This is a genomic window from Streptomyces sp. PH9007, assembly GCF_059813725.1.
The window spans coordinates 17,388-42,951 of the sequence record NZ_JBQRUY010000002.1 but is presented as its reverse complement, the minus strand read 5'-3'; the positions used below and the strand labels follow the sequence as shown (position 1 = coordinate 42,951).

At 70.1% G+C, this 25,564-nt stretch carries 25 protein-coding genes; 7 read left to right on the top strand and 18 right to left on the bottom strand.

From position 1 onward, the window contains the following. The first annotated feature begins 33 nt into the window (after positions 1-33). Entirely contained in the window at positions 34-657 is a 624-nt protein-coding gene (locus tag ACTFAP_RS29075; protein ID WP_500469864.1) for a hypothetical protein, read from the top strand. A 226-nt stretch (positions 658-883) separates the two neighbouring features. On the opposite strand, the gene ACTFAP_RS29070 is transcribed toward ACTFAP_RS29075, so the two are convergent. From ACTFAP_RS29070 to ACTFAP_RS29060, 3 genes are all read right to left on the bottom strand, one after another. Next, entirely contained in the window at positions 884-1,360 is a 477-nt protein-coding gene (locus ACTFAP_RS29070; protein WP_500469862.1) for a hypothetical protein, read from the bottom strand. Between the two features lie 78 nt (positions 1,361-1,438). Continuing rightward, complete coding sequence (locus ACTFAP_RS29065) at positions 1,439-1,849, bottom strand: hypothetical protein (RefSeq protein WP_500469860.1); 411 nt, start codon at positions 1,847-1,849, stop codon at positions 1,439-1,441. 114 nt (positions 1,850-1,963) lie between these two features. Continuing rightward, complete coding sequence (locus tag ACTFAP_RS29060; protein WP_500469858.1) at positions 1,964-2,416, bottom strand: hypothetical protein; 453 nt, start codon at positions 2,414-2,416, stop codon at positions 1,964-1,966. A 246-nt stretch (positions 2,417-2,662) separates the two neighbouring features. Between ACTFAP_RS29060 and ACTFAP_RS29055 the strand changes: the two genes are divergently transcribed. The 6 genes from ACTFAP_RS29055 to ACTFAP_RS29030 all read left to right on the top strand — a co-directional run bounded on the left by ACTFAP_RS29055 (position 2,663) and on the right by ACTFAP_RS29030 (position 9,920). Then, the gene (locus tag ACTFAP_RS29055) at positions 2,663-3,334 is read left to right on the top strand and encodes a hypothetical protein (RefSeq protein ID WP_500469856.1); all 672 of its coding nucleotides are present in this window, start codon (positions 2,663-2,665) and stop codon (positions 3,332-3,334) included. A gap of 65 nt (positions 3,335-3,399) precedes the next feature. Continuing rightward, positions 3,400-3,918, top strand: a complete 519-nt coding sequence (locus ACTFAP_RS29050) for a hypothetical protein (RefSeq protein ID WP_500469854.1) — start codon at positions 3,400-3,402, stop codon at positions 3,916-3,918. An 83-nt stretch (positions 3,919-4,001) separates the two neighbouring features. Then, the gene (locus tag ACTFAP_RS29045; RefSeq protein ID WP_500469853.1) at positions 4,002-5,396 is read left to right on the top strand and encodes a hypothetical protein; all 1,395 of its coding nucleotides are present in this window, start codon (positions 4,002-4,004) and stop codon (positions 5,394-5,396) included. Between the two features lie 102 nt (positions 5,397-5,498). Then, positions 5,499-6,797, top strand: a complete 1,299-nt coding sequence (locus ACTFAP_RS29040) for a phosphoadenosine phosphosulfate reductase domain-containing protein (protein WP_500469852.1) — start codon at positions 5,499-5,501, stop codon at positions 6,795-6,797. 141 nt (positions 6,798-6,938) lie between these two features. After that, positions 6,939-7,811 (top strand): hypothetical protein, encoded by an 873-nt coding sequence (locus ACTFAP_RS29035; protein WP_500469851.1) that lies wholly within the window; start codon positions 6,939-6,941, stop codon positions 7,809-7,811. 270 nt (positions 7,812-8,081) lie between these two features. Beyond that, positions 8,082-9,920: a hypothetical protein gene (locus ACTFAP_RS29030; protein ID WP_500469850.1), complete on the top strand. Its 1,839-nt coding sequence runs from the start codon at positions 8,082-8,084 to the stop codon at positions 9,918-9,920. 136 nt (positions 9,921-10,056) lie between these two features. On the opposite strand, the gene ACTFAP_RS29025 is transcribed toward ACTFAP_RS29030, so the two are convergent. The 15 genes from ACTFAP_RS29025 to ACTFAP_RS28955 all read right to left on the bottom strand — a co-directional run bounded on the left by ACTFAP_RS29025 (position 10,057) and on the right by ACTFAP_RS28955 (position 25,519). After that, the gene (locus ACTFAP_RS29025; RefSeq protein WP_500469849.1) at positions 10,057-13,539 is read right to left on the bottom strand and encodes a LysM peptidoglycan-binding domain-containing protein; all 3,483 of its coding nucleotides are present in this window, start codon (positions 13,537-13,539) and stop codon (positions 10,057-10,059) included. A gap of 6 nt (positions 13,540-13,545) precedes the next feature. Continuing rightward, positions 13,546-13,980, bottom strand: coding sequence for a pilus assembly protein TadG-related protein (locus ACTFAP_RS29020; protein ID WP_500469848.1), 435 nt, complete (start codon positions 13,978-13,980; stop codon positions 13,546-13,548). A 4-nt stretch (positions 13,981-13,984) separates the two neighbouring features. Then, positions 13,985-14,422 carry a TadE/TadG family type IV pilus assembly protein gene (locus tag ACTFAP_RS29015; protein WP_500469847.1) on the bottom strand — a complete coding sequence of 146 codons (438 nt, stop codon included), beginning with the start codon at positions 14,420-14,422 and terminating at the stop codon, positions 13,985-13,987. Next, positions 14,419-14,757, bottom strand: a complete 339-nt coding sequence (locus tag ACTFAP_RS29010; RefSeq protein ID WP_500469846.1) for a TadE/TadG family type IV pilus assembly protein — start codon at positions 14,755-14,757, stop codon at positions 14,419-14,421. The genes ACTFAP_RS29015 and ACTFAP_RS29010 overlap by 4 nt, the downstream gene beginning before the upstream one ends. A gap of 35 nt (positions 14,758-14,792) precedes the next feature. Then, on the bottom strand, positions 14,793-14,990 hold the full coding sequence (locus tag ACTFAP_RS29005; protein ID WP_376049811.1) for a hypothetical protein: 198 nt from the start codon (positions 14,988-14,990) through the stop codon (positions 14,793-14,795). A 36-nt stretch (positions 14,991-15,026) separates the two neighbouring features. Beyond that, complete coding sequence (locus ACTFAP_RS29000) at positions 15,027-15,905, bottom strand: type II secretion system F family protein (protein WP_376049748.1); 879 nt, start codon at positions 15,903-15,905, stop codon at positions 15,027-15,029. Beyond that, positions 15,905-16,819 carry a type II secretion system F family protein gene (locus tag ACTFAP_RS28995; RefSeq protein WP_500469845.1) on the bottom strand — a complete coding sequence of 305 codons (915 nt, stop codon included), beginning with the start codon at positions 16,817-16,819 and terminating at the stop codon, positions 15,905-15,907. Before ACTFAP_RS28995 ends, ACTFAP_RS29000 begins: the two co-directional genes overlap by 1 nt. Then, positions 16,819-18,378 (bottom strand): TadA family conjugal transfer-associated ATPase, encoded by a 1,560-nt coding sequence (locus ACTFAP_RS28990; protein WP_500469844.1) that lies wholly within the window; start codon positions 18,376-18,378, stop codon positions 16,819-16,821. Before ACTFAP_RS28990 ends, ACTFAP_RS28995 begins: the two co-directional genes overlap by 1 nt. Next, positions 18,371-19,234, bottom strand: a complete 864-nt coding sequence (locus ACTFAP_RS28985) for a hypothetical protein (RefSeq protein ID WP_500469843.1) — start codon at positions 19,232-19,234, stop codon at positions 18,371-18,373. Before ACTFAP_RS28985 ends, ACTFAP_RS28990 begins: the two co-directional genes overlap by 8 nt. 10 nt (positions 19,235-19,244) lie before the next feature. Then, positions 19,245-19,925, bottom strand: a complete 681-nt coding sequence (locus ACTFAP_RS28980) for an SAF domain-containing protein (RefSeq protein ID WP_500469841.1) — start codon at positions 19,923-19,925, stop codon at positions 19,245-19,247. A gap of 15 nt (positions 19,926-19,940) precedes the next feature. Beyond that, a complete protein-coding gene (locus ACTFAP_RS28975) occupies positions 19,941-20,453 on the bottom strand; it encodes an ATP/GTP-binding protein (RefSeq protein WP_500469839.1) in 513 nt (170 codons plus the stop codon). 362 nt (positions 20,454-20,815) lie between these two features. Beyond that, entirely contained in the window at positions 20,816-21,445 is a 630-nt protein-coding gene (locus ACTFAP_RS28970; RefSeq protein ID WP_500469837.1) for a hypothetical protein, read from the bottom strand. A 192-nt stretch (positions 21,446-21,637) separates the two neighbouring features. Beyond that, on the bottom strand, positions 21,638-23,842 hold the full coding sequence (locus tag ACTFAP_RS28965; protein ID WP_500469835.1) for a type IV secretory system conjugative DNA transfer family protein: 2,205 nt from the start codon (positions 23,840-23,842) through the stop codon (positions 21,638-21,640). Further along, positions 23,839-24,312 carry a hypothetical protein gene (locus tag ACTFAP_RS28960; RefSeq protein WP_500469833.1) on the bottom strand — a complete coding sequence of 158 codons (474 nt, stop codon included), beginning with the start codon at positions 24,310-24,312 and terminating at the stop codon, positions 23,839-23,841. The genes ACTFAP_RS28965 and ACTFAP_RS28960 overlap by 4 nt, the downstream gene beginning before the upstream one ends. Before the next feature lie 58 nt (positions 24,313-24,370). Further along, the gene (locus ACTFAP_RS28955; protein ID WP_500469832.1) at positions 24,371-25,519 is read right to left on the bottom strand and encodes a hypothetical protein; all 1,149 of its coding nucleotides are present in this window, start codon (positions 25,517-25,519) and stop codon (positions 24,371-24,373) included. Positions 25,520-25,564 lie beyond the last annotated feature (45 nt).

Below are 25,564 nucleotides of genomic sequence, written 5' to 3'. Positions count from 1 at the left end.
CCCACCGAGCCGCACCAAGGAGAGCCGAGCCCGTTGAACACCACCATCCGCAACCCGGCGAAGACCCTCGTCATCCGCCGCCACGCGGGCGCCTACGACATCCACACCCCCAACGGCACCTACAGCATCCAGCGCAACCAGTTCACCCCCGACAACCCCTCCTACGACTCCTACGGCGCCCGGCCCGTATGGATGCTCACCTACCCCGACCGTCAGGGCTTCGGCCCGGACACGGCCTGCAGCAGCAAGCGCGACGCCATCAGCGCCATCGAGGGGTCCGTGAGTGACGCCCTGGGCGACACCGACCCGTACTCGCTCGCCTACCAGCGGATCGCCTACCACGCCGAGACCTCACCCTGGGCGATCCAGCCTCCGTCCTCGCCCAGCGAGGCCATCGCCCTCGTGCTGCGAGCCCTCGGCCTGAAGCAGCAGCGCAACCACCACCTGCGATTCGCCATCCGGGGCGACTACCACCACGGAGAGCGGCGCGCCACCTACGTCGTCCTGCACACCCGCGCCGCACGCGAGCGCGTCGAAGAGAACGCCGCCTGGATCGAGTCGCAGAGCAGCCGCTGGAAATGGCCTTTCCACGTCGAGACTCACAGCAGCCTCCCCTTCTGCGACATCAGCAACGGCCCGCGACGCAGCGCGGCCTGACCCGGAAACCCGCGCACGGCCCCCCACCACGGGACCGTGCGCGGCGCGCCGTACGTGCCGGCCCATGAACAGAAGGACCATCTCCCAGCCCCGCAGGAAGACGACCCCTTCGGAGGCGACGCCAGGACCCTGCCGCCGGCGGCGCGCCGGCCTCCGAGAGACGCGCGTGCCTCGCCCGAGGTGGCCTCGGGCGAGGCGCCGCTGCGCACGGATGTCCGGCGGTGAACTACCCGGACGCCTCCGCGAGGCACCCGTGACCGCTGCCCTCCAGGTCATCCCGGTAGAGCGTGGCCGCCTCCCGCTCGCTCCTGCTCCAGCGGATGCTCTTGAAGAGCCCGCCGCTGAAGGGCTGCTCCACCTCGACGCTCTCAAGCCGCAGGTCCACGAGCTGGCCCAGCGCGGTCGCTTCGTCGGGGGCGACGATGTCCACCGTGGCCATGGACGCCACCTCGTAAGCGAAGTGCTGGCCATTCACCCACAGGGGCCTGATGTTGTCGGGGTTGTGCGTCCACAGGTCCAAGGTGTCCAGGACGATGCCCTCCGCAAGGGGATACCCCATGGTGAAGGTGTCATCGTCGCTGAGCTGCACCATCAGAAAGGTCTCGTGACGCATGTCGTAGAGCGAGCGCAGCGCGGCCGCGCTGCTGCTCTCCTCGATCTCCGTCACCGTGGTGCAGTCCACGTGGAAGGTGTAGGTCGGCAAGGTTCCTCCTGAGTGAGGCAGCGGTGGGGCCCCGGGCTCACTTCGAGCCCGGGGCCGGGGCGGAGCGGCGAGGGCTGACTACGCCAGAGCGGTCAGCTGGAAGGCCCAGCCCGTCAGGTGGGTGTGGCGCTCCCCGAGAGCGGCGGTGGAGAGGTGGCGGGCGACGAATTCCTCGCTGGCGTCGCTGCGCTGCCGGACGAAGAAGTCCGCAACCCTGCTGGCCGTCGCCTGCTGAGTGGCGCCCAGGACGGTCCACACCAACCGGCCGCCGGGCTGGTAGATGTGGCCGACGAACCGGTACTCCTCCAGCGGCTCGCTCTCCGTGGCCAGGGTCCAGGACTTCACCGCGTACCTGGGGCCGATCGGCTTGTGGTCCAGGCACACCGGGATGGAGCTGCCTCCGCGCGGCCAGCGGGTGACTCCACCGGTCGAGGTGTTGCCGTTGTGGAGGGTGACGGTGATGTGACTGCCGAGCTTCGGCGTCCTCATGGAGGTCTCCTTCGGTCGTTTTCACGTGGGCAAGGGCGATCACGGCCCTGTATGTGACAGGTGCGGTCCGCCGCTAGGTGGCCCGCTGCCGGACCACCTAGCGGCAGACGGGTTTCAGCGGGAGCTGGCCAACTCACATGCCGTGTCGTGCACTTGCAGGCGCTCCCGGTAGGTCTCCAGGCCGAAGGCCAGCGTCTGCCCGGGGTCGGCGCCGAAGGCCCGCGCGCACTCCGCGAGAGCGACCAGCGCCTGCGCGACCACGAGTCCCCCCTGGGTGATGGCGACCCCCCGCGAGCGTCCGGCCCTGATCTGCTGCGCCGCCAGGAACAGGTCGCTCGGCGCCTGCACGGAGTGCGGGAGGTAGCTCATCTCCAGCCCGATCAGCTCCATCGCCTCCTGCCCGTTCGTCATGCGCAGGGTGAGGTCCTGGTCTTCGCGGGCGACGGTCCGCAGCACGGCGTGGCCGAGCGCAGCCAGCTCGGACGGGTGGCTCACCTCCCGGCCCTGGGAGGCGCTCATGTACGCCGCGACGTACGCGTTGGCCTTCTCGAACGGGTCCACCGGCATGGGCTCCTCCTGGATGTGGGACGGCCTGGCGCACCCCACATTAAGAGTCTCTAGTTTCGACAGTCAACACATGCAAAGCTGCCCGTTGCCTTCCATCTCGGCAGGAGCAGTGCCCTGAACTGCACATACACGATCTAGAGGCACAGAAAAAAGTGGGTTGAATTTCTTTGTCCAACGCGGGTAGTGTCTCTAGTGACGGCGGGGCCCGTCTCGATCGAACTGACCGTCGACCACAGGAGCGTGAACATGACGGACCAGCAGGAGCAGAGCGAGCAGACCTGGTTCCCCAGCCGGGTGTATCTCGACGGCCTCGGCCCCTACCGGGCGGAGGTGACCGTCCACCGGTGGAACGGCTTCATGTGCCCCCGCTTCGACAGAAAGGATGTCGAGCGGATCGCGGCGGACACCGAGGAGCTCGCCGAGGGCCGGAGCGGCGTGGACATCGTCCGCATCAACGGCGACACCGTGGAGATCTGGTCCCCCGCCTTCAGCGGGCTCGGCGGCGACTGCGAACTCGTCGATTCGATCGAGGCAGTCGATGGCCGATGGGAAGTCGGTTCCTACCTGTGGGGCTGGTCGGAGTACACCGACCGGGACACCAGGTGGTACCACGAGTGGGCGCACGAGACCCTCTCGTACGACTACGCCAAGGCGGACACCTGGACGGTGGTGTTCGCCGACCACGGCTACTACATGGCCGTACTCGGGAAGTTCCCCACCCCGCTGACCGACGATGAGCTGTCTCCGCTTCTGCGGGGCTGCCACATCTCGTCGTACATCGTCGCTGCGAGCGACCACCGGGACGCCGAGCGCCGCGCGCGCCAGTTCTTCGCCAGGGACCGCGCCAACGTCCGCCCCGACGACAGGATCATGCCGCTCGCAGGGGTCGACCTCCCCATCCCTGCCCCCGGTACCTGACCACAACGGGGGGCGCGGCCCACCGCCGCGCCCCCGTTCCCTCCACAACCGCCAGGAGACCCCGCGTGACCACAGCCAACCCGCCCCACCGCAACAGCAGGCTGACCGCCGCCAGCGTGTTCATCGCGGCCTACCAAGCCGCTTCCGAGGAAGAGTCCTCCACTCTGGTGCTCACCGTCCACCGCGACGGCAAGACACCCGTCCACGCCGAGGGTCGCCGCTACGCCACCTACGAGGACGATTTCGACCCCGAAGAGCTGAGCACCTTCCTGGAGGTCCTCAGCGGCGTGCTTGCCGCCACCGAGCCCGGGGCAGTGCTCACCGTCTACAACACCGGCTGTGCCTACTCCTCCTCGCCCACGTACTGGGCCTGGAACCTGAACGACCTGACCAGGCTGACCCTGAACCCCGGCGCCAACCTGCTGCCCAGGGGCTTCTACTTCGAAGAAGGCGACGGCCCGGACACCCCGCTCACCCGGAGCTTCGTAAGCCCGCCGAAGGCACCCATCGGCGACCCCGCGCGAGCCGTCATCGCCCGCTACGGCCTGAACCTCGCCCCCTCGCCCGGCGAGCACTCCAACTAGGACAGCCTCTTCCGGGGGCGGGCGAACGGGACCTCGCCCGCCCCCGGTGCACCGGAACCGAGACACCGACCACGGAGCACCACATGACTGCTCAGCGCCTCGCGCTGCCGCCCCCGCCCATCACCCGCTACGAGACACCCGCCGGCACCTACACCGTCCTCTGCAACGGCCTCGGCGCCGACTCCGTCGCGCTCATCCTCACGATTCTCGAGGACCCGCCGACGTTCGGGCTGCGCCCCGACCTCCAGGACTGGATCGTGGTCACGGCCATGACCGGCCGCGAGTGGAACAAGACGATCGCCCTGTTCGAGCAGCACATCCTCCCGCGCCTGCGCGCCCGGCACGTCCGCGTGGTCCAGCTGGCCCGGGGCGGCCCCAGGAAGCGGGACGGCATCGTCGTCCTCTCCGACTCCCGCAACACCCAGCACCTCGTTCCGGCCGGGCCCTACACCCTCGATGACGAGCTGCGCATCACCGGGACGGTCCCAGATCTGACGGGGCCGAGGAAGTGCTCGCAGAAATTCAAGGGCGAGGTGCTGGACGCCTGGTTCGATGCCGAGTTCGGCGCCCCGACCGGCCCGGCCTGGCGCTACCGCCGCATCATGGGCTTCGACGGCAGCCCGCACGAGATCAAGCGCGCCGAGCGGGACACGAAGTTCACCCAGCAGCGCAACCAGCAGCCCCGCGCCGCGCACTGCACCACCATCTACCCCCTCGCCGACCGGCACATGGACCGGCCCCAGGTCATCGCCTACGTGCGCTCCCGCACCGGCGTGACCTGGCCCAAGTCATATTGCACCTTTTGCCCCTATCCGAACACGCTCGCCTCGCGCGGGGACCACCTGCGCAGCTGCGCCGAGTCCCCCACCGAGACGGTCGGCGTCCTGATGCGCGAGTACGTCGCCAACGCCCTCAACCCGCGCGTCCTCCTCTACGGGGACACCTCGCTGCTGCGCGAGATCCGCCGCGCCCAGCACGACGGCACCCTCACCCCCGAGCAGGTCGCCGCCATCGAGGCGGAGTTCGAGCAGCAGCTCGACACGGCCGCCTGGGGCGTCTACCGCATCCGCCGCGTCATCACCGCCAAGAAGGACGCCGACGGCAAGCCGGAGAAGGATGCCAGCGGCAACCCGAAGAAGGGCTCCCCCTGGCGGGCGATCGAGCGCCTCTACCTCGCCTCCCCCCTGCTGACGGACAACCCGCGCACCGCCGCGAAGACCTGGCTCCACGACCAGGCACGCGAACAGGGCCTGAGCATCGACGGAACCATCGAGACCGGCATGACCATCCTCCGCGCCTGGGCCCGCACCCGGAACGCACACCACTACCCGGCCGTCGAGGAGTTCCTCGTCGCAGCCCCCGCGTTCCCGCACGACAAGCAGCGGCCCGGCTTCGAACACACCTGGGAGACCAACACCACCGCGACGCCCCGCTGCGCCGCCGAAGACGACGAGCAGCTCGTCATGTTCGCGGCCTGACAACGCAGCCGCCGGGGCGGAGCTCCCTCACGGGCCCGCCCCGGCCGGCAGCCGGAGCCGCTCTCTCCCAGCTCTCCTCGACCTCGCAAAGAAGGGGACGCCATGAACACGCTCGATACGCTCGCTCTCCTGGAAGTCATTCGCCGCGCGGACAAGGCCACCGCCGACCTCCTCACCGCACAACGCCGATGGAGGAAGACCGAGACAGCCCTCGAAGCCGCCACCGCCCGCCACCACCTGTCGTCCGACCGCACCCTGAAAGCCACCACCGACCACGAACACGATCTCCTCGCCGACCTGGCCGCCGAAGCCGAGAAGGAGGTGGCCGTCGCCGAGATGGCAGAGACGGAGGCCGCACAGAAGTGGGCGGCCGCCTTCTCTGTCGCGCTGGAGACGGCGAGAACCTGGCGCCAGGACTACGCCATCCACACCGGCAGCGCACCCGATGATGCCCAGCCCCTGCTGTCCCGTGCTGCCGCATCCGCCGCGCTGCTCGGACCGTTCAACGCGCGGATGGTCGACCTCTTCCGTGTCGCCCACAAGATCCCCGTGCATATCTCCGGCGGCAAGGACGGTCTGGTGGCGCTGCTGCGGGCGGTAGAGACCGCCCGCCTGGCGGACGCTATGGACAAGCTCGTGGTGCTCCACAGCAACCTCGGCGAGCACGCCGAGTGGCCCGGCGTCGGGGACCTGGTGCGCCGGCAAGCCGAGCACTTCGACCTGGACCTGCGCGTGGTCGAACCCCAGGGCGGTATGCTCGGCCTGGTCGAGGACAGGGAGATGTTCCCCGACTCGGCCCGCCGGCTGTGCACCTCCAGGCTGAAACGCGATGCGCTGGCCCCGCTCCGCAGCCAGCTCATCCGCGAACTTCAGGCCGAAGGAAAGCTGCCTCGTGGCGAGCGCGCCGTCTTCGTCGAGGTCTACGGGCTCCGCGCCGAAGAATCACCCGCCCGCCGCCTCAAGGCCCCGCTCTCGGTCGACCAGCGAGCCTCCAGCTCGCGACGCCTGATCCTCACCTGGAACTCCGTGCACGACCTCAGCGAGCGCGAGATCTGGCAGGAGATCGCCGATCACGGGTTGGAGTACCACCCCGTCTACGACGCCGGCCTCCACCGATTGAGCTGCATCCTGTGCGTCCTGGCCGGAGTGCCCTCGCTCGTGACCGCCGTGCGGATCTGCTACGCCCTGGGGCTGTCGACGCCCGAGGTGTGGGTGGCCGTGGAGCAGAGGATCGGGCACACCATCAAGGCCAACATCTCCCTGGTGGAGATCATCGACCGGGCGCGACGCCTGGATCAGGAGGAGGGCCGGCTCACCTGGGCGCGGGGCGATGAGATCCGCCGCCAGCTCGGGGACCGGGCCGCCATCGCCTACCTGCGACGTATGGATCTGGCAGCCTGACCTGCGAAACAGAGTGCGGCGGCCGGCGGTAAAGGTTGGGACCTCCGCCGGCCGCCGCGATGCCCGGAACTGAGACCCGACCACGGGACGAACCTGGGCGTCACCATCGTATCGACCACCACAGCAGCCTCGGAGCAACCCGTGAAGACCCACCGCCAGCGGATCCACGCCAACCGCCGCGAACTCGCCCAGCGCGCCGGCCTCAGTGAACGCATGGTGACCTACCTCTGGGCCGCCCGCGCAGAGAACGGCCACCCCGAGGGAATGGACCTCGACGGCGTCTTCCACGTCGACCTCGCCCTGTGGGACAGCTGGTACCAGGAGTACCGCGAACGCCTGCGCCACACCGGGGCCACCCTGCCCGTCCCACCGGCGGACGACCTCGGAGGCGGGACCGAGGACCAGGAACTGGACGAGGAACAGCAGGAGAAGTACCTCGGCCTCTCCAAGGGCACGATCCGCCGGCACCGGGAGAACCCGCCACCCGCCTGGCCGGCCCCCGTCCGCGAGGAGACGCAGAGCTCCGGCCGCCCGATTGAATACCGCACCCGCCAGCAACTGGTGGACTACCTCAACGACCCGCAGCGCGAACTCGACCCCGGCGAACAGGAAAAGCTCCTTGGCCTGCGGCCAGGAGCCGTCAGCGGATACCGGCGGAAGCCCCCCGCCGGCTGGCCCGCCGCAGCCCGCGAAACCGTACTGCCCTCCGGCCGAGTACGGGAGTACCGCACCCTCGCGCAGCTACTCGACTACCTGGCCTCCCCCGAACGCCGCGGCCGCTCAAGAGCCGGCACCGCCGGCCGCAAGCCCGGATCGGCGGGGCCGAAGAAGACCACGGCGAACGACCCGAACCTGCAGACAGCCGCCCAGGCCCTGCGGGAAGCCAGCCCGGACACGACGATCAACGCCCTGGCCGGCGTACTCGCCGAACAGCACGGCGAGTCCACGCGGACCTGGAGGCGGCGCCTCAACGCAGCACAGCAAGCCCGCGACGACGACAGCCCCCGCCCGTAGCAGCGTTCACGAACGCGCCCCAGCACGACCGCCTGCCGCGCCTCCGCACTGCTCCAAACGGGGGAAGCGCGGCCCATCCAAGTTGGATCTCGAGCGGCGCGTGGGTTAACTTGCTGCCGCCTGGCCTGGGACGCGGCCAGTTCTGGATGTTCGCCCCGACCGCTGGGCATCGACAGAGAACCCACGTCGTTGAACGCTTCGCCGTTTCGCTCAGCCGCTGTCGTCAACATGCGCCTTCACTGCCCAGGTCGGGGGGCTCGGGAGACCGCCATGTACGACATCGACCAGCTCAGCAACGCCGCTGCCCAGCTCACGGGAGAGTCCCTCGAAGGGGCCCGACGCCGCATCGGCAGTCAGGAACGGTTCGACCACCTCATCCCAGCAGCGTCCCATGGTCAGGAGCTGCTCGAGTCCGTGATCGCCACCGCGCTGGGCACGTCGGACGGCCAGAGCAGGCCGCTCGGCGTGCGAGAGGCCAAGCCCTCCACGGACGGCCTGACGCTCCGGCTGGAGCGCACCGAGGACGTGACGGCTCTCCTCCAACTGCTCCCGTACCGGAACAAGAAGAACACGTGGCGCGGCGTGCGCGGCCTGGTCGCCCAAACCGACGGATCGAAGCTGCGCCTCGCCTTCCGGCCCTGGGTTCACCAGCGGTCCTGGCACATCCCAGACGCCACCGTGTGGGTGACCGGCCCCCACGGGGACGACCTGGCCAACCTGCTGGCCCGGCACCACACGCAGGTACGCGCCACCGGCGGCAATCCACAGTGGGACCCCCAGCACCCCGAACCCGGGCCCGGGCGCCAAGAGCCCGTCACCCGCAACCTCATCCGGCAACTGGGCGTCTCCTGCGACTTGGGGAGCGCGCTGCTGCGCCGCCCACGCCTGTGGGACAGCCTCGCCGGCCACGGGGACATCCGGCTGAAGACCACGATGGCCGACCACGGACTCGACTGGGTCGTCGAACGCCATGTGACGGGCCCTCACCTGCACGACGACCGGCTCATCGAGGTGGTCACCGACCACGTCACCGGCTTCTGCCGGGGGCTCCTGGACCACACCTGCGACGCCCACCAGTGCATCCTGAGGTTCGCACCGCAAATCGGCCCGGGAGGAGGGCGCGGCCTCCTCACCATCCACAGCCGCCCCGAACTCCCGCGCCCCCACGATCAGATCCCCGGGCCCCGCCCGCTGACCGCCATCGGTGACCGCCGGCCCGCCAGCCGGCCGCCTGCCCGCCCCAGCAGCCCGCGCCCTCCTGCCACCGACCGCACCGGCTCCGTCATCCACCTCATGAGCCAGCCGAGCCCCGAGGGCACGAGCAGGGACGACCTGGCGTGGATCGCCGAACAGATCGCCGCAGTATGGGCCTCCCAGGGATTTTCCGCAGCCTTCCTGGTTCGCACCACCGACTTCCCTTTCAACTTCAACTGGGGTGACCGTGGCCGACCGGTCTGGCCCACCAGTCCAATGCCCATGACCGGCCCGGGATGGCGGCGGCTGCGCCTCGCTCAACCGCCCGGAGAGCTGTGGCACCTGGAAGCCACCCTCAAGGACGAGGAGTTCGCCGCCGCGGTGAAGCATGCCCGGGTCTCCTACGACCGGACCCTGGTCGTCGACCGGGTCGACGAATGGCCGGCCCACCAGCAGACCCACCCCCAGCTCTACGATGCACGCATCCTCGCGCAGCGGACCCGGGCGTACGAGCGACACATCCCACTCCCCGCAGCGCCGGGAGAGGACGCCAGCGCCGTGACGCTGACCCCGACCGAGTCCGCCGTACTGTGGCGCCAGCGGCAACTCGGATCCTGGACGCCGAACAGCCCGGTGACCGGCATGCTGCTCATCAACACCGGCCGCACGGCACTGGCGGACCCAGACGACTTCGACCGGGCCGTTGAGGCCCATCTGGCCCGCTTCGGGCTGCCGGTCCTGGGACGCTTCCCCGCCAACTCGTTCATCATCCGCAGCAGCCAGCACAGCCCGCACCCGCCCACCGTTCTGGACCCGCCCATTGAGCGGCCCACGCACACGCAGATGCTCTCGGCCGTCGCGAACCTGGACCAGAGCCTGTGGCCGGCGCCCGTCTCGGCACCCGCCACGACATGACACCAGCCCGGGCGGCCCCGGAGCCATGATGGATGTGCTCGATCGTGCCCGGGGGCCGGAAAGCCACGAGCTCCGGGCCCTCGGGGACTCACGGGAACGCCGCCCGACGCGCATCGGGCGGCGTTCTTGATGGACGTCAGCGCTGGGCAGAGCGGTTGAGCAGTTCCCGCAGCAAGATGGCGGTTTCGCCCTCCATGTCGACGGACCACTGGGTCAGCAGCATGTCGAGCTGACGTGCGGCACGCTCCAGTCCCTCCATGTCGCCCAGGGCGTGGTGAGCGCGGAACGCGACGCGGTGCAAGGTCTCCGCCTCGGGGGCGCACTCCAGCCCCTTGGTTGCGGCCCACAACGCGTCGCGGGCCGCACCCCGCTCCAGCCGCAGTTCGGCCAGGTCTGCCGCCGCGTCCACGATGGCGGAGATCATGTCCTGGATGAGGTGTTCCGCCCACACGTACCGGCGCGGGTCGATACCGAGGAACGGCCGTCCCCGCACGAGACCGAGCGCCCTGCTGAGCAGCCCCTCTGCCTCCGCCCCGTCTGCCTGCCCGGCCGCAGTCACGAACTGCTGGAACAACGCCCAGTCGCAGCGGACGGACGGGGCAAACTCGTAACTCGACCGGGGAAGGAACAACTCGCCGTCATCGTCTCGGCCCAGCCACACACGGACCTGGCTGATCCTCGGATTCCGAGTCGTCTTGGGCACCTCCGGCATCCCCGGCCACAGCGCCTCATCCAGCGCGTGACGGCCGGACCCCGGGTGCAGCGCCAGCCAGGCCGCCGCTTCCAGGACGGTGCGCCGCCGCGAGGAGGCAACTTGGCCACGGGCACCGGTGATGTCCACCGGCCCGAGTACCCGGATCATCGGAGGACCTGTCGGCAGCGGCCCGGCCTGGGCCGGCGGAGGCAGCAGATCCGCAGCAACCGGCTGCTGCGGCACGACCGCCCGGTCCCTGCCCGTCTTCTCCAGCCCGACCGGAACGTTCTCCGGGGCAGGGATCGCGGCCTCCGGCTCATCGGGCTCGTCGGTGTAGGAGGCCAGAGCGCCCAGGAGATCAAGGCCCACCGCCCCGGCCGTCTGCGCCGAGCGCTCGTCGGCATCTCCCGCCGCGCCTGCCGCACTGTCAAGGACTACCTCGTCATGGCGCGTGACAGCAGGCTCTTCGGCCGCAGGCAGACCCGCGTCCGGCACCACGCCGGGCCCCGGCCCGATCTCCACGTCGTCATCAGGCAGACCCGGCCCAGGGACTGCGGGGACGCTGGCGCCGGTCAGAGCCACAGCGCCGATCGTCGTCAGGGACTCGTAGTCCGCATCCGAAAGCGGCTCGACCACCACCGCGAGATCCGTACCGGGCACCTCCACCGTGACACCGGGATCGGTCGACAGCATCCACACCCCATCGGCCAGCGGACCATCAGCCTCCTCGACCGGAGTGCCGCTGATCACCACCGCCGCCGCAGCGCGCGGCTCACGGCTGACCAACGTCAGCAGCTCGGCCAGCGCCTCCTCGTCGTCGGACGCATCCGAGGTGAACGCCGAATCGGCCAGGATGATCAGCGGCGACCACGCCCCGTCCAACTCGGCGTTCAGCCGCGCCTGCCGCAGGTGCCGCGCGCCGATCGCGGCGAGGGCCTCCTGCTGTCCCCGGTACTGGGAGGCGAGGACAGGAACAGCCCCGGCCACGCTGTCGTACGGGGTGAGGCGCTCGGCGATCCCGAGATGCTCAAGGCCCGGCGCCAGCCCCGCGCCCACGAGCGCCATCTCCATGTCATCGGCCAGCTCGGAGCAGGCGAGCTCGGCAGCGATCGTCCGCATGGTCTCCCGGCGGCGTTCCCCGGTCAGGTGCACCACGCCGATCTGCTCCAGGTCGATGAGGACCAGGTCGCCGTCGCGCGTGCGGCCGATGCTCACCAGCGAGGGGTACGGCGCCTCGACGTCAGCCAGGTCCTCGGCCGAGAGGACGTGCTTGCTGCCCGAGGCGACGTACCAGCGCCGAGACGATGTCTCGCCCCCGTCGGGCACGAACGGCGCGATGATGTCAGCCGTCTCGGCCAGGTGAAGGGTTGCACCGCGCGGAGTGAGGGAGACGGCCACCAGGGCAGGAAGTTCCCGCCCGGCCGCAGCGAGGTTGACCGCCGCGCTCTGCAACGCACGCTGCAGGTGCCCGAGCTGGTCGCCGACCTCCACGTAGCGCAGCGCCTGCTCCGCGACGGCCGCCGGCCCGCTCGGTTTCGCGATGCGGTGTCCGGGCTGCCGACTGCGCTGCTGGAGCAGCCGGCGCCGGGTCACCATGCCCAGCACACCTGCAGCCAGCGCGCCGGTACCGCTCAGCGCCAGCACCCTCGCCGCCACACCGGTCGACGGGCCATCCTGCACATCGTCATCAGCACCGGCGTCGGACTGAGCTTCCTCCGAAGGATCCGGGAGCGCGGTACGGTCCTCGCCCGCCTCCTGGCCCTCCGGCGTATCCGCCGCTCCGGCAGCTTCCTCCTCGGCCCCGGGCTGCTCCGGAGCGGGCGTCTCGGGAGCCGATTCCGGCTCCTGCGGCACTTCCTCGGGGGCCGGGGCGGCATCGCCGCCGGGTTCGGCGAACTGAGAGCCCTCGATGGTGAGCTCCTGGCCCGGCAGGATCAGGCCGGGATCATCACCGATGACCTGCTGGTTCTCCTGGTACACCGCCGGCCACTGGGTCGGGTCACCGAGGTGCCGCTCGCTGAGCGCCCACAGGCTGTCGCCCGCCTCGACTGTGACGCGCTCGCCCCCTGGCTGGGCATGCTCCTCCGGGGCCTGCCCGGCGTCGCCGCCCGGGGTGTCGGGGGATTCCGCTGCTGCCTCACCGAGGCGATTCTCCTCGCCCCGCTCCTGCGCCGCGATCTGCTGCTCCCCGCCCTCCGGGACCGCCGCCGGGGCATGCTCCTGCACGGTTGGTACATCGGTGGGCTCTGACGCTGGTGCGGGCATCCAACTCGACGGCATGCTCAGGGTCGTCCCGATCCGCAGGACACCGGACCTGTCCTGGTCCGCTTCGATCCCCGGGTTGAGGACGGCGATGTCCCGCCAGCGCTGCCCCGAGCCGAGGTGCTCCTCGGCGACGTCCCACAGCGTCATTCCGTCCTCGGAGATCACCAGTTCGGGTTCGACCGACGCGATGACCTCCTCGGCCGCCGGCGTTCCGGTCTCCCTCTGTTCCTCCTGCACAGGAGCCGCCACAGCGGCAGGAGCTACCGCGGCCGAAGCGATGGCCGGCGTGGAGAGCGTGACCAGACTGCCCAGGAGCCAGGCGGCCATCGACTGCATACCGCCAAGGCCCCGCCGCCGCCGGGCAGTCCGTCGCCGCAGCAGCGCGCCGGCCTCCAGGAGGAGGGCGTACGTCACGGCCAGCCACAGCCCCCAGCCGATGAGGGTGAGGACGACGAGCAGCAGACTGCCGTCGTCGGGCTGGGTGAGGGCGTCGCCCGCCTCCGACAGCGACGGCACGGACTGCGGGAGCGTGCCCAGGACCCACAGCGCCACCGGCACGCCGATGACCAAAGCGGCGAGGGTGACAGCGCTGAGCACGGCGCGCAGCACATCGGCGAATACGGTGCGGCGCCGCCGCGGGGCGGTCGAACGGGGCGGCATGGGGGTTCAGCCTCCTGCTTGGTGGATCAGCTGTGCGCTGCCGGTGCCGGTGACGGTGATGGTGGAGAAGCCGATCAGCGAGGTCATCACGACGTCGTGAGAGGACGTGACGGTGACCTCCAGGGAGGTGCCGTCGCTGCTGACGGACACGGTGCCGGTGACGCCGGCATCGCTGAGGTACGCCTGCGCTGCTGCTACCGCGGCCGGGGGGTCGACGACGATCGCGGTCCCCTCGATTGCCTGGGCCGCGTCGATCTGCTGCCCGCCGGCCCGGGCGGCTTCCTGCGCGATGGCGTCCGCGCGCGCGGCGGCGTTCAGTGCCGCGCCCGCGTCGTAGACGAATCCCAGGATGATCAGCAGGCACAGGGCGGAGCCGATGTAGAACAGGGTGATGCTGCCGGCGTCCCCACGGCGGCGGCGATTGCACGGGATCCGGTTCATGTGATCACCGGGCCCGGAACTGGTCGACGACGCTGCTGAAACTGGCATCGAGGGTCTTGGCGCCCGGCAGGCCCGGGAGGCTGATGTCTCCCAGCGGCACGGTGCACGACACGGTGGCCTCGACGGTGGCCGCCTGCCCCAGCGGCGCGGACAGGCCGCTGGTGTCTATGTCCACCGAGGACTCGGTGCAGTTCAGACCCGAGTCGGCCAGGCTCCGCAGCGCCGCCTCCTGGCCCTGGGACAGCGCCCGTACGGGGTCGCGCTCAAGCGACGCGGCCCGGGCGGCGGCGCGGGCCGCGTTCTCGGCGGCTCCGTTGGCGAGCTGGATCCGCCCGCCGGCGATGACGAGCCCGAGCAGCGCGAAGAACAGCGGTGCGAGAATCACGGTCTCCAGCGCGTAGCTCCCGGCGTCCCCCCAGCGGGGACGGCGGAACGCGTTCACGGTGTGATCCGTTCGATCGGGCCGCTCGCGCCGGCGCTGACTCCCCACTGCAGCCCGGGGATCAGGGTAGAGACCGAGCCCGTCACCTCGATGCGGATCTCTTCGGCGGTGCTGTCCACGCTCACCGAGGGGGAGTTCACCGAGCCGCCCATCCGCTGCAGGAAGTCCCGTGCCGCCGCCGCGCCGTCCTCGGGGCCGGCGTCCATGCTGCGGCCCACCTCAACACCGCGCTGGGCCGCGCGGTGTGCGACTTCGCGGGCGTGGAAGTACAGGCCCGCCTGGATCGTGCCGAAGAGCAGCAGAAACAGGAGTGGCGCGAGGATCGCCAGCTCCAAGGTGAAGACCCCCCGGTCACCGCGCGGCCCGGCGATCAGCCGGTGGACTCGATGATGCCGATCTTCTCCAGCACCTTCGCCTCGACGGCGACATAGACCAGGGCGACGACCGTCACGGTGATCGCGCCGAGCATGACCCAGCCCAGCACCTCGGAGGCCCCTCGGTCGCGTTGCTGCTGCAGGGCCGAGATGCGCTCGTTCATCGCCAGCTGGCAGCGGATGATCCATTTCACGGTGGTGTCCTCTCCTAGTGAGGCGGTGATGTGTGGTCATGAGCCCATGACCCGGGTGAAAGCGGGAATGCCGAGGAACAGCAAGAACAGGAAAGCAAGGCCGGTGACCGGCAGCACCATCTTTTCCGAGGCGCGGTTCGCGGCGGCCTTCGCATCGGTGGTGATGGCGTTGCGCAGGACACGCGCCTGGCCCTGCAGCGTGGTGGTGACGGTGGCACCCTCCTCACCGGCCAGGGCGAGCGTGTCGGCCGGCCCGGCGAGCTCATCGACACCGATGTCCCGCCCCAGCGCGGCGAGTGCCGCCCAGGTCGTCTCACCCGACAGCCGCGCCTCCTCGACGGCGGTACGGATCCGAACACAGGCCGGGCTGTCCCCCACCGCGGCGGTGCGCACCAGCGCGTCGGACGCGCCGGCCGAGGACTGGCGGGTCAGCGCCGCCCGGTCCAAAAACGACGCGGCCGCCTGCCGGAACTCCTCCCGGGCCAGGCCCGCCTGCTTGCGCACGTCGTAGTCGACCAGCAGCCAGACCAGCGCCGCGAAGAACAGCGACCCGATGACCGGCATGGCCACCGGCGGAGGGGCGCCCACCGCCGTCATCAGGGCGGTCAGGAAAGCGGGGAAAACCAAGGCACCCAAGGCGTACAGGGCCTGACGGCCGATGTGGGCGGCCGGGCTGATGTCCAGGATCCGCAGATCCTGCGGACGGGCCCGCAGCGCCCCGGTGGCCGAGCGCAGGATCCGCACGCCGACCCACACCGCCAGCGGCTGGCCGGACGGCAGCAGCACCCCAGCGGCCACCGACCGGTCGGGGCGCCGGGCCTGGGACAGGGCAGGTGCGGACGGCAGTACGGCGCGCACCAGCAGCACCAGGGCGACGGCGGCGATCATGCTGAAGGTCATGGCGGCAACGGGCATCAGAGCGCGCTCCTCGTCGCGGACACGTCCGCCGTGGTGTTGAGCAGCCGCGGAGGCGGCGGCGTACGGGCCATGCGGTGCATCAGGACCAGCAGCGCGGCGAACGCGCCGACCAGCGCCAGCAGCGCGGCCTGCCCCAGCGGGGAGGCGTAGGGCGCCATGTAGTCCTCGTTCACCATGCAGACACCGACGACACCCAGCACGAAGACGCTGATCCAGCGGGCGCTGGTACGGACCTTGGCCCGGTCCGCCTCCACCGCGCGTGCGTCACCGGCTTCCCCCTGCATCGACGTCGCCAGCGACTCCAGGGTGCGGGTCAGGCCCGGGCCCCGGTCCCTCGCGTGGGTCTGCAGCAGCATCACGACGTGGTCCACCGAGCCATCAGCCATGTCGTGCGCCAGGCCCCCGAACGCGTCATGAGGAGGCCACCCGCCGCTCAAGCGCGCCGCAAGCACCTGCACGTGATCACGGATCCCCGCGGGCGCCCGGCCGGTGGACCCCCGTACGGCCTCCTCAAGGGACAGACCGGCGGCGGTGATCGAGGCGAGCTGGTTCAGCCACTCCGCCAGGGCCTCCAGCCGCCGGATCCGCACCGGGGCCGCCCCACCGGGGTTCCACACGAATGGGAAGCCAGCGACCGCAGCGGCCGCGACGAAGCCGTGCACCGGCCAACCGGTGAACATCCACACCCCCAGACCGACCCCGCCCGCCCCGGCGAGCAGCGGCCGGTACCGGCCCCGCCACTGCGGCGGCAGTTGCCCGACCAGACGGCGCGCCGCGCCACGGCCGCGTTCGGCCGCGCCCCGGCCGGGCCTCCAGCCCCGTGCCCCGGCGACCGCCCCGACCACTGCCAGGACACACGCGATGGCCAGCATCCCGGCGACCAGGGCAGATCCTGCAGACGTCAGTACCACTACCGGTTCCCCCTCTGCCACGGCAGGAGCGGCCACCGGCCTCCCGGGATCAGCGTCCGGCGGTCGAAGCCGCCCTCGCTCTCCAGGACCTCCAGGCAGCCGGGCCGGTGCTGGAAGACGGCCCGCGGCTCGTTGCCCTGCGGCCCGAAGATCGTGTTGGTCACCGGGTAGCCCTGCTCGCCGCGCCCCGCGACCTCCAGGACGTGGGACACCCAGCGCCATTTCCGGCCGCCGACGGCGGTCTGGTCGATGAGCTGCAGGTAGACCACGATGTCCACCGCGCCGGCGATGAGCTTGCTCGCCGCGCTGTCGCTGAGGCCGGCTCGGTTGCACAGGTACAGCAGACGGTCCATCACGCCCGCCGGGTTGCGGGCGTGGAGGGTGCACATCGAGCCCGAGCCGCCGGCCGCCATGGACTCCAGCATCGGCAGCACCTCGTCCGAGCGGACCTCGCCGACCATGACCCGCGACGCGCTGTAGCGCAGGGTGTGGGCGAACATGTCGTTGAGGGAGATCTCGCCCAGCAGCCGCCCGTCGGCGCCCCGCTCGCCGCCGGAGTCCCGCGCCTCGAACGCCAGCACGTGCGCGGACGGCCCACTGGGCAGGTCCGGCGGCGTGTGGTCGAGGAACAGCTCGCGGTCGGACTCCAGCGTCACGATCCGCTCGTGGGGCGGTACTTCCCGGGCCAGGGCCCGCAGCAGCGAGGTCTTGCCCGCCCCCATGTCCCCGACGACCAAGATGTTGCGGCGGGCCCGCACGCACGCGGTGAGGAACGCCTGCAGGCACGGGTCGATGGACCCCAGCGCCACCAGGTCCTCCAGCCTGCTGGTGACCAGCTTGTGCCGCCGGATCGAGACCGCGGGCCGGGTCGTCAGCAGCGTTGCGGCGACCCGGGAGTCATCCGGGAGCCGGAAGTCGATCGTCGGCCGTGCCGCGGCGAGCTGCCGCTCACCCGCCCCCGAGCGCGACGCCATGTCGTTGACCCACGCCCGCAGTTCCTCGTCCGTACGGAACGGGGACGGCTGGCTGCGCCGGGGCCGCCCGGTGTACTCCAGGTGCAGCGTGTCCCCGTCGATGGTGAGGTGCTCCAGGTCGGGGTCGTCCAGCAGCGCCTGCAGTGCACCGGCCCGGTAGATGGAGTCAAACGTCAGTTCGCGCAGGGTCTTCTCGTCATCGCGGGAGAGCGCGCCGTGGTGCAGCGCCCACTCATCGGACGCCCACTCCGACACCACCTGCTGGATGATCGAGCGGGCCAACTGCCGCTCGTCATCACCCGACAGGTCTGCCCCGCGCTCCGACATTTGCTGCCGCTCGGCCTTCAGCCGCTCCGACACCCGCCGGCGCAGCTCCGTGACCGTCTCCGGCGGCACCGGCACCGCGCCAGGCATCTGCTGCGGAACGCGAGGGTCCGCCGGCTCCTCCGCAGCAGCCGGCCCCGGGCCCCACGCGCCCGCGCTCGGCGCCGGCGCCACCGCAGGGGCGGCCTGCGGCAGCGACTCCATCCCGCTGCGCAGCACTTCGTGCAGCGAGACACCGCCCGGACGTCCGTACTCAGCCACCGCGCACCGCCCGCTGCCGCATCTGCTGCACCAGCCGGTGCGCCACCGGGGAATCCGCAGCCGGCCCCCACTGCGTGCGCACCCGGCGCCGCTCGGCCAGAGCCCGCACCTGATCGGTCGCCGACCGCGCCGCGCGCATCAGCGGACTCGCCTCGAACCCGCGCGGCACCTGGCCCCCTTCGCTCAAGTACGCCGCCGTCCGCGGATCCCACGGCATCAACCCCAGCACCGGCGCCCGCAGATAACGCGAGATCTCATCGGTGGGGTGCGGGCTCGCCCCCTGCTGCACCACGAGCAGCCCCAGCGAATCCGCGCCCCCACCACGGGCTTGAAGATCCTCCAGCAGCGCGTCGGCCACCGGCTTCGCCTCCACCACCGACCTCCACACCGACGGCACCACCAGCAGCACCACATCGGAGCGCCGTACAACATCGGCTGCGGTGAGGACCGGGTGCAGCGCACCGGCCTCCAGTACGACCTGCCCGGCGTCGACCAGCACGTGGAAGCCGGCCTGCTGGTCCATCACCGTCAGCAAAGCGGCCAGCCGCTCCCACGTGGCACCCATCGCCGCCGCCTGCCGGGGATCACTGAACCCCAGCAGCACCTTCCGGTGCCCGGACCCGTCGTCCAGATCACGAAGGTTCTTCTCGAACGCCTCGGGAAGGGCATCCTGCCGGTCAGCAGCAGCCAGCCGCTCCATACCGATCCCGGTACCGACAAGGCCCCGCAGCAACCCGAACCGGACGCTGCCACCCGCGGTATCCCCCTCAACCAGCAACGAGGGCTGGGGATGAGCCAGCGTCATCGCCGTCGCGCAGACCGTCACCGCAGACCGCTTCGCGCGCACCAGACTCACGACTGCCATGTCACTCCCTCGGCTCGATCACGAGGGCCACATCACCGGAAGCGGCACCCACTGCGACGGCGGGCCCGTCCCCGTCCTCCACGGCCAGGTACACCACCACCGCCCCCGACGGATCCGGCTCGCCCACCGACATCACCGTCCCGCCGATGTACTCCGGGGCCCCAGACTCATCAACCGGATCGGCCTGCGCCGTGAACACCACCTGCACCCGATCACCAGCAGACAACTGCTCCACCGGAACCGGGCCCCGCTGCGCCTTGATCCCCACGACCTGCCGGCCGTCGGAAAGGACGTCGGTGGCGGCCACCTGACCGGAGGTCAGCAGACTTCCGGCCTGCAGATCCACGGCCGCCCACTGGCCCACGAACTCGTCCAGACGCCCCCCGGAGATGGGCGAGAGCGCCGGATGGGTGCCCACCTCCACCACCCGCAGGTCCGAACTCGACAGCTGGGTACCGACCGGCACGTCACGGGCCACCGCCAGGACCTGCTCCTTGTCATTGACCTGCGCCACCACCGTCACCGCGCCCAAGCCGGCCAGGATCGCCGCGATGGCGCACGCAGCGATCCACAGCCAGGAGCGGTTGGCCGCCGGCGCGGCCGGCTTGGAGATCGGCAGGTCGGCTGCACGCCCCCTGGGCGGGGCCGGAGCTGGCGCGGGGGAGTGGGTGGTGACGTCCATGGTTTTCCTCTGTCATCAGTTCACGACGTGGAGCTCGCCGATGGCCACGGTGGAGCTGGAGGTGCGGGTCGTGGTGATCGTCCCCAACTCGCCTCCGCCCTCCCACGGCACGGACCACGTGGTGGTGGCCTCCAGCGCGTAACGGTCTCCGGGCTGCCCAGTGGACGGCGAGGTGTAGATGTGGCCGCAGTCCGGCGACGCTGCCATCCCCCGCTCCGCCGAATACGCCGTACCGGGCGGCGTGCACGTCACAGTTGTGCCGTCACCCATGTCCCAGGCGATCGACACGGCGGTGGCTACCGCCGTCACCGTGACCCCACCTGCCGAGGCAGACGCCTCGTTCGGACCGGTCGTGGTCGGGCTCTGCGCCGTCCACATCCAGACCGGCACCCCCACCGTTCCCTTGCCCGCCGGGTCGGGGGCGAGCTGGATGTCCGGGCCCTCCAGCAGCATCTGGTCCACCGCGCGCTGCGCCAGCTCTGCCGGTGTCGGTCCCATTACGACCTCGCCGGTGTCGTTCGCGATCACGATCGGCTGGTACACCGGCGGCAATGCGAACCCTGGCGGCCGTAGATCCGTCCTGCAGTACCGGGCATACAGCGTGTGCTCGGCGGGATCCGCGCCGCCCCACCAGGGATGACCGGCGGGCGGCGGGGGATCAACAGGCAGTACGGGGCAAATCTCCAGAGGAGGCGTCCATCCTGGATCGCTGTCCCCGCCCGAAGGAGTCCCCCCACCACCTCCCGCCTCAGCGTCCTCTCCCTGCTGTTCGTCGGTATCTGCCCCCACGCAGACGAAGTAGGAATCGCATTCTCCAGCGTCCACCCCTTGTGGCCGCGCCTGAGCGCCACCCGGAAGGGCGAAGGCCAGGACCCCAACGGCAGCCGCTGCTAGCAGCCTTCCTCGTGTGGCGTTACCGCCGTGACCAGCCATTGCCCCTCCCACTGCTCAACTTCTGCCGTCACTACGTACTTCGTCAGCCGCTCCTCGGGCAGTTCGATCTGGTCCCCGCTCTCCCGGTCATGCACCGTCCATCCCTGGACGTCGAGGCAATCCCGCACGGCGCCTGTGGGGATGCTGGCCTCCCGATCGATGGCCGTGACCTCCGCCCTGGTGCTCTCCGGGCTGCCAGCCATCACCCGGCCGCCCTCATCCAGGCTCAGAACGGTTCCCGTCGCTTCACCGAAGGCATCCAAGGTCGCGTACTGGCCCAGAGGGAAGGCCGATGTCGGCTGTTCCTCTGCCAGGCCGGCGACGTACTCGTCGATTCCGGGCTCGGAGACCGCTGCGGCGTACTCGGTCCAGTAACCCTCGTAAACCGCGAGGACCGCTTGTTCGTCAGGGTCCACGGACGGGTCCGGCTCGTCCTCTGGTTCCGTCGGGCTGGCGTCCGGGGCCGACGGAGAGGGAGGCTCGTTGTTGGCCTTGGTGTCGTCTCCGCTGCACCCGCTGAGCGCGGTGGCGGCGAGCAGGGTGGCGCTGGCCCAGGCGATGGCCTTGCTCCGTGCGGTCCTCTTCATGCTTCTCCCCTTGCACTCTCGCACCGGCTGGATCCCCCGCCGGTCGTCGCGCTACGTAGTCCCACAACTTCACTAGGGTCTCACGAGTCGCAATAGGTGCTGTGACCAGCACAGTAAGCGACGTCCCCCCAGCTGGCATAGACCTATATGAAAAGAATTTCGTGACAACCCCTTAGTAACTATGGCGAAGCGTCACTCCTGTGCGGGTCGAGATTTGATGAAACCGGCGATGTCGCCGTCGAGTTTCGCCAGATTGTCGACAATCGTGCCGATCGGCTTCCGCTCGAGGTTCTTGTCGACCTGGTCCCTGAGGCCGTCGACTCCATCCGGATTGTGGTAGTCCGCATAGATTTTCTCCACCGGAACTCCGCGGACCCGGAAAGGCGCCGAACGGCGCCCGCGCACCACGGCAGACATCACGTACTCGTACCGGTCGACGCCCATAACAGTCTCCGGTTTGATGCCTGGCAGCCGCTTGGCGACATAGGCGGCTTCCTCGTGGTCGGCGCCCGTGGCGGACAGCAGCGACTGATTGTTCATCAGCGCGTAGCGGGTGCTTTCCGACAGTCTCATGGCCATCTGGGTCATGGCCATCATCCTGACCTCGTACTTCCGCAGCTGCTCGAGGATCGCCGCGACATAGCCCTTCGACGCGCCATCGATCGCTGTGAGCTCGTCCAGCCAGGCCCAGAAAGTCGGCGGTGTCTTGCCCTCGTCCAGAAGATCCTGACGCGACAGCCCAGCCCTGAACAGATCAAAGATCAAAAGGCTGGCGATCATCTTGTCCGCCTCACCTGTGCCGGACGGAGACATCAGCACGACACGGCGGTCATCCATCGCCCGCCGGACGTCGTACCCCGAACGCGGAGACCCCAGGAACGCCCGCAGGGAAAGGGATGCGTCGAGCCGGTCGATGGCGTTGGTGACCGTCGTGATCGCGTCCGGCGTGTACGACGGAAACGCGGTGCGCCAAAACGACTGCACCTCGGGCGGAAGCCACTTCAGCACCGCCTCCCGCCACTCCTCATTCGTCAGCAGAGTGCGCAGTTGGAAGATCGTGGGCTGCAGCTCCGGTTTCTTCTCCTCACACATCCTCAGGCCCAGGTGCGCGAGCGTGCGTACCGCGTTGCTGAGGATGGTCCGGGCCCGAGGCGCGCCCTCGCCCCACCCCTGCGCGGAAGCGATAGCCCCCACAACCGAACCGACGACCGACTGCACCTCCTCCTTCTGCCGGCCCTCCATGCTCAGCGGGTTCCACGTCGCGATCCGCGTGTCCATACGCGGGCTGGCCAGGCTCACCACCCACACCCGCTCGGCGACCGACGGATGCGTCAGGTACGGCAGAGCCCTGGAGACCGCCGCACCGTGCGGATCCAGGAACCAGGTGCCCTCGCCGGCGTACGCCCGGGCCAGGAACTGCACCAGGCCCAACTCGGTCTTGCCGTACCCCGACTTTCCGAAGAACGCGCCGAACAGGATGTCCTTCGCCCACACCCCGGCCAGCCGTGCACGTCCGTCAGCACCGCTGACCATGCCCAGCGGCACCACCCCGGGCTGCCCCGTAAAGGTCGGAAGCGCCGCCGGCGCCGCCGGAACGACGCCCCCGCACCGGGCGATGGCGCCCAGCGCGCTCTGCGTCGGCGGCTTCAGCCACGGCGCGAGCTCCCCGGCCCCCACCCACCGGCGCCACGGCGGCGCGGCCGGAGCGAAGTCCCCCCGGCCAAACCGCCGGTCGAAGCTGCGCCGCCGCCACCAGATGTTGCTGTACGGCTTCCACGCCGTCCGCCGCGGACCGACCGGCCGCAGCCAGTTCTCCGCCGTCCAGGTGTCGCAAGCCGCCAGCACCCGCTGCAACAGCGCCCGGGCCCGCACCGGATGCGTTGCCACCGCGCGGATCAGAAGCTGGAAGGCGAAGACCGTCTCCTCCGGCCGGTACTTACCCACCTCCCACTGCAGGTCCTGCTGACGCGGCAGCACCTTCCCCGGCCCACGGCCCCGCCCGCCGCCCCCGCGCGCCCCACTCCCCGACAGGCCGGCCCACGCAGCCCCGGAGAGATCACCCCCGCCCCCCGTCAGCCCCGCCTGTACCGCGCCCCACCCCCCAGTGGAACCTCCACCCGCACCCGCCCCAGGCACCGGCGTTCCGTACATGGACGGCCCCTTGCGCGCACCCCGCCGCATCAGCCGTCGCCGACGCCTCAGCACAGCCGCCCCGGAGACCGGCAGGAGGTCCATCACCACATCGACCCGCTCACCGGCCTCCGTGTCCGCCGCCGCACTGGCGAGAGCGATCATCCCCAGCGGGTCAGGATCCAGCCCCACCTCCCGCAGCGGCCGGTGGTCCGCCCGCGCCAGCACAAGCTCCGCCCGCGCAACGAACATCTCAGGCGCGCTCACGGCGCAGACTCCACCAGCGGCTCCGCACCCGCGAAACGGACGGAGGGCACCTGCTGCTGCTCACTGCCTACCGCGGCCCCGTGAACCTCGACGCCGTCGAAGGGCGGCACCTTCATCACGTGCTCTGCGGCAGCCGGGGCATCCAGGAAATACGCCAGCTCCCCGTCCGCCATGCTCAAACGGATCCTCACAGCCCGCGCACGGCGGGGCAGCCACCCCGCCAACTGGGGAAGCCGGTGCAGCCTTGGCGCTGCGCCTAGGATCTGGCCCCGGCTCGGCTCGAATGTCTGGGTCGGCAGAAGCTGCACGCTGTGCCGGGAAAGCAGGGAAGCCCGTGCACGGATGCGCCACCACCACACCGCGCCGCCCAGGCCGATGCCGGTCCCGGCTGCTGCAGCGGCCAGCCACCAGCGTGCATCCGCGATGGGCCGCAGCCACTGTCCGGCCGTTTCCAGGAAAATGTCGATCATCTCGCCTCCTTCACACCACCTAGGTGGAGGAGGACAAGGGTTTGTGACCGGCCTCAGCTCAGAAGAAAGTGACGACCTCGACCCGCTTATCCCGGGGATCGAACCGGAGGCCGAGGGTCAGGGTCCGGTGTCCCCCGCTGTTCGTCTCGACCGTGATCAAGGCGTTGTACTTCAGAGCTCCCCACTCGTTGAGCTCAAGGTTGTAGAGGTGGCTCTCTGCGGCCAGCTCACTCAGAGCCTGCTCGAGGGCTGGCCGGTCGAGATGAAGGAGCCCGGCTGCGGCGAGGGAGTCTGCCTTCTTCTGATGGAGGTAGCCATAGCGGCCATCGGTCATCCAGAGCGCTGGCGCCTCGATCAGGTAGGCGTCAGGGTGCAACGTCGTGAGCTCCGCGTAGGTGTCCTCCCGGTTCCTGCCAGTCAGATGCCTGTTGATCCGGTAGCTCAGAAAGGGCAGGAATCGGGTCTCGCGCACCGCAACGGCCGTGAACCCGTACTCGGCGAGCGGAAGCAGAGCTGGATTCGGCACCCCGTCCGGAACGTCGCCGAGGAACGGGACGCCCTCAAGGATGATGTTGCCGACACGCAGACCTGCGTTGAACAGAGACCTGCCGAGGTACTCCTTGATGGCGCTGCGGCCATGACAGTTCGCGTGCCCGAAGTACGCGGGGTGCTTCTCGGCGACCGCTGTCATGTGAGCGGCCTGGTGTTTCGTCAGGTTGGTGATGTAGACGCAGTAGATCATCAAGGGATGGGTCATGGTGTGGGGCCGGTGGTAGATGACGCTCTCCTGCATGGCCTGGGCCACTTCAGCGGCTGTGCCGGCAACGATGTCGCCTCGCAGGATCGAGTTGACCGGGCGGCCCTTCGACTGAGGGAGCGCCGGAAGCCAGGCGGACGCGATGTCGATGGCGTACCAGCCGTTGCTGCGGGCTGATGCGACTTCCACATCGAAGAAGAGAGCGATCTCCTCGCGTGTGGGATACGGCCTCATGGCCTTCGTCAGCTCTTCGTAGGTGATGTCGTGGGTCTCCAGCTCGCGGCGCAGCAGAAGATAGTTGACCCGCATCATCTGGTGGAACTCTTCGTCGCTCATGTTGAACATCTGTCTCGTCTCCGTCAGGAGACTGCTGTTGTGGGTGGTGACCACGGAGATATTGAAGGGCGTGGACAACAGTTCGTCCCAGGTCAGCGGTGCCTCATCGGTCACAGCCGTTCCTTTCCATGAGCGTGGGACATCAGGATGGACCTGCCG